Below are 11,775 nucleotides of genomic sequence, written 5' to 3'. Positions count from 1 at the left end.
CACCCATCAGCTTCAAGGCTTGCGGCTCGGATGAACAATCTACTGAGAGGTCACACCTAGGGCAGATACTCGCCAAACCGTCAGACATCATGCGATGCCGGGATCGGCATCGGCGGCGCGAGCGGCAAGCGACCGCCCCGGTCTTGTTGACCGCGGCCCATTGATGCGGTATTTCACGCTCCGCTATAGCGTACGCCGTAATTCGCCGCCTCGCGTTGTTTGCGGGTCAGCCCGCTCACTGCGCATTGGCCAAACACGCCTACCGTCATCATCTGTTTGTCGGTTGACCTAAGATCCCCATGTCCACGTTGAGCCACTTACGTAAGCCCGCTGCCCTATCGCTGCCGATTGCGGCCGCCTACTTGCCGCTCGGCATGGCCCTGGGGCTGTTTGTCGACAGTTCCGGGCTGGCGCCCTACTGGGCGCCCATCATGGGCGCGACGATATTCGCCGGGTCGATGGAATTTGTCGTCGTCGCGCTGCTTCTTCAGCATCAAACCCTGCCCGCGGTGTTTCTGACGACTCTGACGGTGAATTTTCGTCATGTGTTCTATGGTCTGTCGCTGCCCGTGACACGACTCGTTCCCTTTCCGGCCAAGCTGTATGGCGTTTTCGCGCTCACCGACGAAACCTATAGCGTCATTTCGTCGCGCCGGGGCAAGACACTCGACGGCCACCAGATCACCGGGCTTCAGATTCTCACGCAGTGCTGGTGGGTCGGCGGCACCGCCATAGGCGCCCTCGCCGGCAGTTTTATCCCCCCGAGTGTTGGGGGCTTCGAATTCGCCCTCGTGGCCCTGTTCCTCGTGTTGTCTGCCGAAGAGCTGCTATCGCTCGAACATGGCGAGGTATTGGTTTATCTAGCTCTTGCGATCATCGTCGGTGCGGCTGCTCACCTGCTGAGCGGCGCTCGCGTGTTCCTGCCAGTGTCGCTGTGCAGCTACGTCCTGTTACTGATCGCTCACTACTTCGCACGGGGGCAATATGAGTAGCCAACATATCGTGCTGGTCATCGCCGTGGTGAGTATCACGACGTTCGGCTTGCGAGCCGTGTCCGTGGTACTGGCCCGACAATTCGGAGACCACGGCCTGATTGATTTCCTGCAGAAGCGGCTGCCGGCAGGGGTGATGCCACTGCTCTTGATCTACAGTGTTCAAACATTGCCGCACGACGACAGCCGAACCATCGGCGCTCTAATTGCCGCGAGCACACTGGCCCTGGCGCTCTTCTGGCTACGCCGCAGCGCCCTACTGAGCATTTTCTCCGGATTGGCCCTGTATCTGATTGCGATCAATGGCTTTTAGTCGAAGCATGGATGGCTCATCTCAGGGTATCGCACTACTGCGCGGCGATCGCCCGCGCCATCCGAAAGACGAGCGCGGTGTACATGCATACGCGATCACCCGCGCGGCTACTACGGCGATTGGGACGGCCATGGCAGCGCGCGAAGCCTGCTGAGCATCGCCTGTACATCCGTCAGACAGGAGCCCGCCATGAGCGAGCATTTTTTTGCGACCCATTTCGGAACCTACCGCGTGGATCAAACGTCTGCCGGACCCAGTCTGTCCGCGTGGGAAGGCGATCCACAACCGACCCCTTTTGGCCTGCATTATCTTGAGCTCGCCCAGCATCGCTGTCGTGTCGCGCAGCCCATGGTGCGGCGCGGCTGGCTCGAGAACAATTCGCAATCGATACGCGGCGCCGACACCTTCATCCCGATGGATTGGGATCGCGCCACGCGACTGGTCGCCCACGAGATTGAACGAATTGCGCGCGTGCACGGTAACCGCTCGATCTTCGCCGGCTCGTATGGCTGGGCCAGCGCCGGGCGCTTTCACCACGCCCAGAGCCAGATCAAACGCCTGCTCAATCTGGCGGGCGGCTTCACGGCGAGCCGGCACAGCTACAGCTACGGAACCGCCGGTGCTTTTCTCCCGCACGTGCTGGGGCAGGACTACGCCGGCACCAATGCCTGTGCGCCAAGCTGGGATCAAATCGCCCACCACACCGATTGTCTGGTGGCCTTCGGCCTGCGCCTGACCAACGCGCAATGCGACCCGGGCGGGGTGGGACGCCATACCGTCGAGCAATGGCTGACGCGGGCGCTCGATCGCGGCATGCGATTGATCGTCGTATCCCCTGACCGCGCGGACATGCCGGATCACCCGAACGCCGAACATCTCGCCATCCGACCGAATACCGATACCGCGCTCATGTTGGCGTGCGCCTACGCCCGGATTCAAAACGACACGATTGATCGAAAGCAGATCCAGCGGCTGACCACCGGCTTCGATCGGCTGGCCGCCTATGTCATGGGCGACAGCGATGGCGTGCCGAAAACTCCGGCGTGGGCGGCAGACGTCACCGGCGTCAACCGATCCCAGATCGAGCGATTCATCGAGGCACTGCGCGCGCCGACCAGTCTTTTGAATCTGGGTTGGTCGCTGCAGCGTGCCACCGCAGGCGAGCAACCCTACTGGATGGCTATCGCCCTGGCCGCTATATCCGGCCAGATCGGTCGGCCCGGCGGCGGCTTTGCGTTCGGACTCGGCTCGGTCAATTCGGTGGGCCAGCCCGTGCGACACCTGAAAACGCCCGGGCTCGATCAGGGACAGAATCCGGTAGCCGACTTCATCCCCGTGGCCGCCATCGCCGACTTGCTCGCCAACCCCGGCGGCACGCTCGAATACAACGGCCGAACGCTGCCCCTTCCGGATACGCGAATGGTCTATTGGGCCGGCGGCAATCCGTTTCATCACCATCAGGACTTGAACCGCCTACGACAGGCCTGGCAACGACCGGAGACGATCGTTGTCCACGAGCCCGTCTGGACCGCCACCGCACAGCATGCGGATATCGTGCTGCCCTCGACACTCCCCTTCGAACGCAACGATATCGCGGTGTCCAGCAACGACCGCACCCTCGTATTCAATCGCGCGACCCATGCGCCTTACGCCGAGGCCCGCGATGACCATCAGATCTGCGCCATGATCGCGGCCCATCTCCGCCTCGCCGACGAATTTACCGAAAAACGCGAAACTGACGACTGGCTCGCTCATCTCTACGCCGGCTACCGAGAGCGATTTCCCGAGCTGCCGGACTACCCGACGTTTCGTGAACGCGGCATTCATACCCTGGACGCCGAGCAGGACGCGCCGCGTTCGACGACGCTTCTGGCCGACTTCGCGGCGGCGCCCGAAGCGTGCCCGCTGGCCACCCCGTCCGGCCGTATCGAATTGTTTTCCGAAACCATCGCGAGCTTCGGATACCCGGACTGCCCGCCCCACCCGAGCTGGATCGCACCGGAAGAATGGCTGGGCGGCGAACGGGCGCAGACCTATCCCCTACACCTGCTTTCGCCACAACCTACCAACCGGCTGCACAGCCAGCTCGATGCGATCGGTGCCAGCCAGTACGACAAAGTCGCCGGGCGAGAAGCGGCCGTGTTCTCCCGGGAAGATGCCGAAGCGCGCGGTATCGAAGCTGGCGACACCGTCAAACTGTTCAACGAACGTGGCGCATGCCTGGTCGGGGCCCGAGTTTCGTCGACCCTGCTCCGCGGTGTCGTGCTGTTACCCACCGGCGCTTGGTACACCCCGGAAGACCCGACCGATCCGATGACGCTGGAACTTGCCGGCAACCCCAATACCTTGACGCAAGACCGGCGCTCATCCCGATTATCGCAAGGCAGTGCGGCCCACAGCTGTTTGGTGGAAGCGGTGCGCCGAGAATGACGAGCTATTGATTGGTATAGCGACCGCGCGCCGAACCTCCCAGCGGACGCTTGCGGGCTTAGAGCCTATTCCAATAGGGCGGCGAGGACTGCGGCTCTATGTCACCAAGCGATCCCCAAAAGCCAGCCTCACGTCGATCTGATCGAAAGAGATCGTTCATCACGAGCGATGGAATTTACCCCGGTGGCTTAATTACCGCTCCAACCTAAGGCAAGCAATCCTCAGTTCAGCGCTATTCGGGCACAAACCAGACCCCCGAGCGTTTGTATCGCCGCCTTCGTCCTGTCATTCCATTCGACCGCGGCATTCAATCGCATACAGTTTTCGAACCCATCGGTAGGCGCGAATAACGGCCCCGGCGCGAAACTGATGCCGCGCCGGAGGCTGTCTTCCAGCAGCACGTCGGTATCCATCGTACCCGGCAACTCGACCCACACGAGGAAACCCGCCTGCGGCGCGCTGATTTTCGTACCGGCGGGAAAATGCCGCTCAAGCTGATCGACGAGTTCGGCCACGCACTGCCGATACGATCGGGCCGCCGCCCGCATATGACGATCGATAGGGCCGGTCGCCAGGTAGTGGGCCAGCGTGAGCTGGGCCCAAGTGTTGACCGACACTGTACGCAGGTACTGCGCCTTCGCCGCCTGGGCCCGGTGCGTGGCCGGCACCGAGAGCCATCCGATGCGCAGCCCCGCACAGATCGTCTTGGTGGCCGAGCCGCAGTAGTACACGAGCCCGACTCGATCCCAGGCCTTCACCGGGATCGCTCGTCGGCCGGTCTCGACCAGCTCGCCATAGGTGTCGTCCTCGATCAACGGCACCTTGTAACGCGCGACGAGTGCGGCGAGCTTCTGCTTGCGCTCGTCACTCAACGTCACGCCCAACGGGTTCGCGGCCACGGGCGTGACGACACAGGCACGGGCCTCGCCCGTGCTGAACGCCTGCTCGAGCGCGTCGAGCGAGATACCGGTCTTGGGGTCGCTCGGAATCGGCAACGCCCGCAGTTGCTGTTGCTCGAGCACTTCCAACAATCCGTAATAGGTCGGGGCTTCCACCGCGACCACATCGCCAGGCCGACACAGCAATTGCAGCGCAATCGCCATCGCCTCCTGGCAGCCATTGGTGATCAGCACGTCGTCAGGATCGAGCCGACATCCTGCCAGGGCCAATCGCTTGGCCAAGGCCGTTCTCAACTCGATGGCGCCGGGCGGAAAGGCCTGCGTCATGCACCGGCGCCGGGCATTGCGCCAGACCGTTCGGCTGGCCGCGGCGAGCGCGGCACTCGGCATATAACCCGCCTGCGGCGTGGCGGCGCCAAAGCTCACGACGCGCGGATCATCCGCGGCGGCAAGCAGTTGCAGGATTCGCCCGCCGCCAGCGACGGGCACGGGGGTCAACCGACGCTGGGGGACCGAAGGCAAGGCGGACCGACGCGGCCCCACCACGAAGAAGCCGGACCGGGGCGCGGCGTCGATCAGGCCCCGACGCTCGAGTTCGTGATAGGCACGAACGGCCGTGGATACGCTGACGCCCCGCTGCTGGCTGATATGTCGCACCGACGGCAAACGCGCGCCCGGTGCAAAGGCGCCGCGCCTGATCGCCCAGGCCAGGTCGTCGGCCAGTTTCTCGTACAGACGCATATCGGCCTCGCGTTCACGGCCTGCAACTGTACCGCACCGAAGCTCGGTATCTGTATCTGTATTGATCGGCTGGGGTCGCGGAGGATGGAGCGCATCCCCGGTACCCACCACTCGAATCGTGTACTTGCCGATAGCGATCAATACGCCATGCGCTACAGCCGCCTTCGTTTTATCTCCGTCTCGGGCGCGACTCGACGGCCTTGAGCGGCGGCGGTCGACATGAACATTTCGATGGCGCGCCACGTCAGTTATGGCCTGCTGGCGACGGCATTCTTTATCGGTTTTTTCAATCGATTTGCACCGGCGAGTTTTTCGCTTCCGATCAGCCGCAGCTTCGGCTTGAGCGCGGGCGAAATCGGCAGCCTCGCGGCGATCCACTTTTGGATCTACACGCTGATGCAGATTCCGGCCGGGCTGATCGTGGATCGTATCGGTATCCGTCTGCCGGCCACGGCCGGCACGCTGTTGACCGGCGTGGGCGCCCTGACGCTCGGGCTGGCGCCGACGTATCCGATCGCGTTGGCGGGCCCAGGCCTGGTGGGGTTCGGCATGTCGATCGTGTTTGTTGCCATGATGAAGAACAACGCGATCTGGTTCGAAGGTCGCCGATTCGGCTTGATTACGGGCGTCACATTGCTTGTCGCGGCCATCGGCTCCATGGCAGCCGAGGCACCCGCGAATGCGCTGCTACAACGAATCGACTGGCGTTCGATATTCATCGTGCTTGGCGCCCTGACGATAGCCGTTGGTGTGCTGATCGGCCTGCTCTGGCGCCCGCCTGACCGCCGGTCGCACCCAGGCGCCGAGTCACTGACACCATCCAGTGAAAGCGGACTCGCCCCGAGCCTTGCCTGGCACGATGTCCTGCGCTCGCCGCAGCTGTGGCTCGTCCTGCTCACACTCTCCGGGACCAACGGGACGTTCTATGCGTTCGCAGGACTCTGGGGCACCCAGGTGCTGGGCGACGGCTTCGGCCTATCGGGCAACGCCGCCGCCTGGAGTCTCACCGCCGCACTCGTGCCTTACGGTCTTGGCTCGCTGCTCGTCGGCCAGCTATCCGACAGGTTACGGACACGCAAAACATTCGTGCTGGCCGCATCGCTGCTCAATGCCCTGGCTTGGGCCGCGCTGTTGTTCGCGCCCTGGTCCCATGCGGTACTGGGTCTCGCATGTTTTCTCGCATTGGGATTATCCAGCGCGCAGGTCGTCGTATCGTTCGCTGTCGTCAAGGAAAGCGTATCCGCGAATATCGTCGGCCTTGCGCTTGCGCTGGTAAACATGGGGGTTTTTCTGACCACCGCTGTCGTACAGATGGGATACGGCTGGGCACTGTCGGGGATCAGCGGTAGCGTCACGCCGCAAACCGGCCTTCGAACCGCCCTGTGCCTGCCCGCGATCATCAGCTTTGCCGGGCTCGCCGCGGCCGTCTGGATTCGTGAGACGCATCCGGCTCGCGAGCGTGCCATTGCGCGACCCATGCGAGGCGTCACGCGGGACTGAAATAGCAACCTGATCAATATCGACTGCTCTGCTCAGTAGCATAGACGCAGACCGAATCATTGGCCGGTATGCATGCCCGAACCCTCTTTCATCGCGCGCTTTAACGAACGGGTGAACGCGCTTCGCCCGCCTCCGAGTCTTGCCGGGAGCGGTAGGCCGGCACACCCGTCATCGCGATCAGAGCGGTCGTCAGAATAAGAACGGTCAATGCCGTGGGTAGCGTCACCACACCCGCCAGCCCACCGATCAACGCCGGGCCGACCACAAACCCGGCATAACCGGCCGAAGCGGCTCGTGAGATGCCAACGGCTTCCGAGCGGGCGACACGGCTGGCGATACCGAAGGTGATGGGCACGATATTGCTCAGGCCGAGCCCGATCAGTGCGAAGCAGATAAAGGCCGTCGTGAATGTCGGTAGCGTCAATACGATGGCGAAACCGACAGCGGCCAAGGTGGCGCCCGCGACACCGACCGGGCGGCGTCCGAATCGCGCCACGACCCGATCGCCCGCCAGTCGCCCAACCGACATCCCGATAGAGAAGGCGGCGAAACCGATCGCGAACCCACCGGAGACCCCGGTGAGAACGCTTTGCAGGTAAATACTGCTCCAATTCGCGAGCGCGCCTTCTGTCAGCAACGCCAGAAACGCAATCAAACAGAGCAACGACAGCTGCGTCGTATGAGTGCGATGTTCGGCCGAGGCGAGGCCTGCCGAGTTCTCTGCCGCCGTCGATTTCGGCGCCTGGTGACCACCGATGGCCAGCAGTAAGCCGGGCAAGGCAATCGCTGCGGCCGCGGGCATGATGATATCGGGGCCGTAACCGTGGGCCGTCAAAAAGCCGGCGAGGCCGGCCCCGGCAGCGCCTCCGATACTCCACGCGGCATGAAACGACGACATGACCGGGCGTTGCATTCGATTTTCGATCATGCTGGCGCGTGCATTCATGGCCACGTCGAGCGCCCCGTCGACCGCACCCAACAGGGCCAAGCCGATCACCAGGCTCGCGATACCGCCCGCAAAGCCGAGCGCCGCCAGCGACAAGGCGAATGCCAGTCCGAGGGCGGTGCAAACGTAGTTGAGCGGGTAGCGAGCCGCAATTCTGCCCCCGAGTTGCATAGCGCCCAGGGCCGCGACCGCGAAGACGAGCAAGGCCAGCCCGAGCACCGCATCCGATGCCCCTGTCTTGGCTTGAGCGCTTGCGATTTCGACCGACCAGACGCCCGTCCCGAAGCCGTTGGCCAGAAAGGTCGAGGTCCCGCAAAATCGCTGTGTGCTCAATGTTTTCAATTCGTATGCTCCGACCTGTGTGCTGTCGTCGTCAGCGGCTCGACGGTCGGGCAAGCCAGGATCGACAAGACGCGTTGAAGCCGAGCCCGCCGTGCCGTTGGGCGCCAACAGGCGGGCCGGAGCGGTCCCCGAAGTCTCGGCGTATCAGCATGCCGAACAAGTCGAACCCAATGGGAAATCGAGGCCTCAACAACTTTGCACGTTTTTGCAATATTTTGCATGATATTGCACGGACTCGCCCGCTGCTGCAATATGGGATCGAACCCATTCAGCCAGGCCATGGAGCGATCCCGCGATGTTGAAAGCAACCCGGCAAGATGCCCTGCTGCGTCAACTCGAGTCGGCCGGCAGCATTGGTGCCGCGGAAGCGGCGGAACATCTGGGTGTATCCGAAGACACGGTCCGGCGTGATCTCCGGGAGTTGGAAGCCGCTGGCACGCTACAACGCGTTCACGGCGGCGCTATTCCGAGGGCCACGCCGCCGGCAAGCTATGCGCAACGCGCTCGGGCCGCTCAACCCGGCAAAGACTCGATCGCACAACGCGCCGCTGCCCTGGCATGCGACGGGCAGCTCCTGTTTCTGGATGGCGGGAGTACGGCGCTGAATGTGGCGCGCAGCTTGTCGCCTGCCTTGCACGCTACCGTCGTCACCAATGCGCCGGCCGTTGCGGCGCTGCTCATCGACCACCCCGGCGTTACCGTTTACTTGGCGGGAGGCGAGTTGAACAAGGACCTCGGCGTCACGCTGGGTTCCGATACGACCCGTTTTCTCGGCTCGTTTCGGGCCGACATCAGCTTTATCGGCGTGTGTGCGCTCGATCCGGACGCCGGCTTGACCATCCCCTCACCGCAGGAACTGGCCACAAAGCGCCTGATGATCTCGCAGTCGACCCTCGTGGTCGCGTTGGCGGACGCCCGCAAGCTCGGGCACGCGTTCCCTTATGTCGTCGCGCCGGCCGACGCCGTGACTGATCTCGTCACGGATAGCGAGGCCCCGAAACAACAGCTCGCGGCCTACCGACGTCTCGGGATCAATATTCATCAATGATTGGAGCGCGTCCCAGATCAGACCGGAACGCTTCGGATTTAATCCAACCGGTAACACTTCAAAATAGTCCGTTCATACGCGATGTCGGCACCGCCCCACTCAGTCGGGTTGCGTGACGCCGTTGATACCAGTTGGCACTCGTCACTCCGAAGCCACCGCCGCACCGGCCACGTCAAACGCTACATAGGATTGCTCACTCGGCAGACCGCGCAGCGCCCAGAGCCGCCGGGCCGCGGGATCGGCGATCACGGCGCCGCAGGTCGTCATCTTCGTGATCGGCGTGGGTGGATAGCAGATCGCCTGCGTATCGCGCGTCACCGTGGCCAGTCGCTCGACGTCGATCGCTTCATCGCAGGCCAGCATCGCCTCGGCACGTGCCAGACGCTTCTCGCTATGCGCTTGCGCCTCGGGCAGGCGGGGCCGTTCAACGGCGCGCGTTTCCTTCGCGAGACAATGGTTAGTGTGCACGATCACGTCGTTGTCCAGCCGAGTGGTGGCGCGCTGGGTGGACATGGCCTCGACGTTCATGCCCTGCCCGTCCGGTCCGACCAGCAAATAGTTGTGGGCTCCGGCCAGATCGGCCTCGGCCAGCCGGGCTTCAGCGGCGGCGAAATCCGTCTGGGCCAGCACTTCGCGAACCACAAAGTTCCAGGTCACGCCGATGCGGCCGTCGTTCCCGGTGAGGTTGTTGATGCCGATGGTGATGCCCGCCTCGTTCATGCCGATCATGCCGAGACAGCCGCGGCTGGTGAACGTGGTGAAGGCCGGGCCGTCGTCCGGCACGCCGCGCAGGACGAAAACATGCTCGGTGGCGGTTTCGTGCATATCCCAGGTCTGGGCGAAGAGCGGCGTGCCGGTTGCGCTGCGGGCAGCGGGCACGATCATCGCCGTGCAGTTGTCGACGTCGCCAGGCGCGGCGCCCGACCCACTAAAAGCCGCACAGGCGGTATCCACGAAATCGGTGAAGCCGCTAACGATCAGCATCTCCGCCGGCGATAGTTCGGCTGCGTCAGCCATGGCTCGCAATTCGGCGGTCAGCCGTGGTGAATAGGCTTCGTGCGCGGCCAGGCAATCCTCGGCCAGCGCAATAACGTCGGCCCGCGACCGATCGGCGCCCACCCATAGCGCCTGGCCGGCGCGTTCGACGCGCTCGGCCGCAAAACGACCAATCTGTTCGGCGTATGTCGCGCCATGCAGCCGGCCGATGTCCACCGGTTGCCCGGCCGCGTCGAGTACAGGAAGTTTCATGCGATCGATGGTTTGCAGTACGAATTTCAATCTACGAGCACGCCGCGCCTATCGCAAATTGCGTCAGCATTTTGGATAATTGTTGAGCAGAACCAGAGCGGTTAGCGTCAAGGTGACCGCGACCTTCAAGTGGCCGCACCCTTTTATTACAGGAGGTTGTCCATGCAGGTTCAGGATGCGATCAGTGCCGATCAGGCGCGCCAGAACATGCGGGCCGTAACTCAGAGTCCGGACGAGGCTATTGCGTCGATCAGCGAAGCGATTCGCGAGGCGTCGACCCGTCATCGTGGCCACACGACGATATTTCTCGCACGCGATCATATCGAGATAGAGGACATGAACCGGATCGTCGCGTATTTCCGCAAGCGCGGCTTTACCGTCGAGGATCGGTGCCAAAACCGCGACACCTTCGCCCTGAAGATCAGCTGGTATCCGGCGCAGCGACGCGGCGCGTAGCCCCGGATAGCGCCGCTGAAGAGCGCTATCCGTCGGATCCGTACCGATAACGGCTGACCGACTCAGAGCGCGGTCAGCCGATCGGCCAATTTGGGCCGCGCCATCGGCGCGCTCGCGAGCATTGTGTCGGCGCCGACGACCGCCAGATTCGCGAGCAGCCCCACAGGCCGTGAAACAAACCCAGCGGTTGCAGATCGGCCAGCGTTAATGTGGCGGCAATGACGGCGCCGGTGAGCATGCCCACAAAGACGGCCGTGGCATTCATTCGTGTCCAGTCGAGCCCGAGAATCAGCCCCGGCGCGCCCTGTACCAGCAATGCGAACCTCAGAAGGCCCATGCCGCCGAGCGTGGCGGGCCGCGATCGAAGGCGTCTGTCACTTGATCGCCTTCGGCCGCCGCGCCCAGCCGACGCATAGCCGGCTTGGCCCATAATTGGAGCCAAGCCGGCCCTGCCATCGATCGCAGCCGGCCGATGCCGGCCCGGCTCGCCTACCCGCTCCGCGCCGCCTTGAGCTCCCGCCGGCGGGCATGCAGCACCGGCTCGGTATAGCCCGACGGCTGTTCGCGGCCCTTGAACACCAGATCGCAGGCCGCCTGGAAGGCGATCGACGCGTCGAAGTCGGCCGACATCGGCGTGTAGTTCGGGTCGCCCTCGTTCTGGCGGTCGACCACCTTGGCCATGCGCATCAACGTCTCGCGCACGTCGTTTTCGTTGGTGATGCCGTGATGCAGCCAGTTGGCGATGTGCTGCGACGAGATCCGGCAGGTCGCGCGATCCTCCATGAGCGCGGTGTCGCTGATGTCCGGCACCTTGGAGCAGCCCACGCCCTGGTCGACCCAGCGCACGACGTAGCCGAGGA

General features: G+C 63.5%; 9 protein-coding genes and 1 pseudogene. 6 read left to right on the top strand and 4 right to left on the bottom strand.

The window, feature by feature from the left end:
• Positions 1-299: 299 nt before the first annotated feature.
• The 3 genes from C41B8_RS18485 to C41B8_RS18475 all read left to right on the top strand — a co-directional run bounded on the left by C41B8_RS18485 (position 300) and on the right by C41B8_RS18475 (position 3,735).
• Positions 300-992, top strand: coding sequence for an AzlC family ABC transporter permease (locus C41B8_RS18485; RefSeq protein WP_051883770.1), 693 nt, complete (start codon positions 300-302; stop codon positions 990-992).
• A complete protein-coding gene (locus C41B8_RS18480; RefSeq protein ID WP_037341618.1) occupies positions 985-1,305 on the top strand; it encodes an AzlD domain-containing protein in 321 nt (106 codons plus the stop codon). Before C41B8_RS18485 ends, C41B8_RS18480 begins: the two co-directional genes overlap by 8 nt.
• 189 nt (positions 1,306-1,494) lie before the next feature.
• Positions 1,495-3,735, top strand: coding sequence for a molybdopterin-dependent oxidoreductase (locus tag C41B8_RS18475; RefSeq protein ID WP_037341615.1), 2,241 nt, complete (start codon positions 1,495-1,497; stop codon positions 3,733-3,735).
• A gap of 221 nt (positions 3,736-3,956) precedes the next feature.
• Here the strand turns inward: C41B8_RS18475 and C41B8_RS18470 are convergent, their stop codons facing one another.
• Positions 3,957-5,375 carry an aminotransferase-like domain-containing protein gene (locus C41B8_RS18470; protein ID WP_037341612.1) on the bottom strand — a complete coding sequence of 473 codons (1,419 nt, stop codon included), beginning with the start codon at positions 5,373-5,375 and terminating at the stop codon, positions 3,957-3,959.
• A gap of 219 nt (positions 5,376-5,594) precedes the next feature.
• Between C41B8_RS18470 and C41B8_RS18465 the strand changes: the two genes are divergently transcribed.
• A complete protein-coding gene (locus C41B8_RS18465; protein ID WP_037341609.1) occupies positions 5,595-6,875 on the top strand; it encodes an MFS transporter in 1,281 nt (426 codons plus the stop codon).
• Between the two features lie 100 nt (positions 6,876-6,975).
• Here C41B8_RS18465 and C41B8_RS18460 read toward each other — a convergent pair whose 3' ends face one another.
• Positions 6,976-8,163: an MFS transporter gene (locus C41B8_RS18460; protein ID WP_037341608.1), complete on the bottom strand. Its 1,188-nt coding sequence runs from the start codon at positions 8,161-8,163 to the stop codon at positions 6,976-6,978.
• A gap of 295 nt (positions 8,164-8,458) precedes the next feature.
• Here C41B8_RS18460 and C41B8_RS18455 point away from each other — a divergent pair, with 295 nt between their 5' ends.
• Positions 8,459-9,211, top strand: coding sequence for a DeoR/GlpR family DNA-binding transcription regulator (locus tag C41B8_RS18455; protein WP_037341607.1), 753 nt, complete (start codon positions 8,459-8,461; stop codon positions 9,209-9,211).
• A 141-nt stretch (positions 9,212-9,352) separates the two neighbouring features.
• Here the strand turns inward: C41B8_RS18455 and C41B8_RS18450 are convergent, their stop codons facing one another.
• Positions 9,353-10,459, bottom strand: coding sequence for a C45 family autoproteolytic acyltransferase/hydolase (locus C41B8_RS18450; RefSeq protein ID WP_156962591.1), 1,107 nt, complete (start codon positions 10,457-10,459; stop codon positions 9,353-9,355).
• A gap of 162 nt (positions 10,460-10,621) precedes the next feature.
• On the opposite strand from C41B8_RS18450, the gene C41B8_RS18445 reads away from it, so the two are divergent.
• The gene (locus tag C41B8_RS18445) at positions 10,622-10,915 is read left to right on the top strand and encodes a hypothetical protein (RefSeq protein WP_037341602.1); all 294 of its coding nucleotides are present in this window, start codon (positions 10,622-10,624) and stop codon (positions 10,913-10,915) included.
• A gap of 489 nt (positions 10,916-11,404) precedes the next feature.
• Here C41B8_RS18445 and C41B8_RS18435 read toward each other — a convergent pair.
• Positions 11,405-11,775, bottom strand: a pseudogene (locus tag C41B8_RS18435) (malate synthase G); the annotation flags it as partial.

Source organism: Salinisphaera hydrothermalis C41B8 (genome assembly GCF_000732535.1).
Taxonomy (GTDB): Bacteria; Pseudomonadota; Gammaproteobacteria; order Nevskiales; family Salinisphaeraceae; genus Salinisphaera; species Salinisphaera hydrothermalis.
This window is presented reverse-complemented; position numbering and strand designations above follow the sequence as displayed.

Coding starts and splice junctions, on each gene's coding strand:
- C41B8_RS18485 (WP_051883770.1), top strand. CDS start 300: ATGTCCACGTTGAGCCACTTACGTAAGCCCGCTGCCCTATCGCTGCCG.
- C41B8_RS18480 (WP_037341618.1), top strand. CDS start 985: ATGAGTAGCCAACATATCGTGCTGGTCATCGCCGTGGTGAGTATCACG.
- C41B8_RS18475 (WP_037341615.1), top strand. CDS start 1,495: ATGAGCGAGCATTTTTTTGCGACCCATTTCGGAACCTACCGCGTGGAT.
- C41B8_RS18470 (WP_037341612.1), bottom strand. CDS start 5,375: ATGCGTCTGTACGAGAAACTGGCCGACGACCTGGCCTGGGCGATCAGG.
- C41B8_RS18465 (WP_037341609.1), top strand. CDS start 5,595: ATGAACATTTCGATGGCGCGCCACGTCAGTTATGGCCTGCTGGCGACG.
- C41B8_RS18455 (WP_037341607.1), top strand. CDS start 8,459: ATGTTGAAAGCAACCCGGCAAGATGCCCTGCTGCGTCAACTCGAGTCG.
- C41B8_RS18450 (WP_156962591.1), bottom strand. CDS start 10,459: ATGAAACTTCCTGTACTCGACGCGGCCGGGCAACCGGTGGACATCGGC.
- C41B8_RS18445 (WP_037341602.1), top strand. CDS start 10,622: ATGCAGGTTCAGGATGCGATCAGTGCCGATCAGGCGCGCCAGAACATG.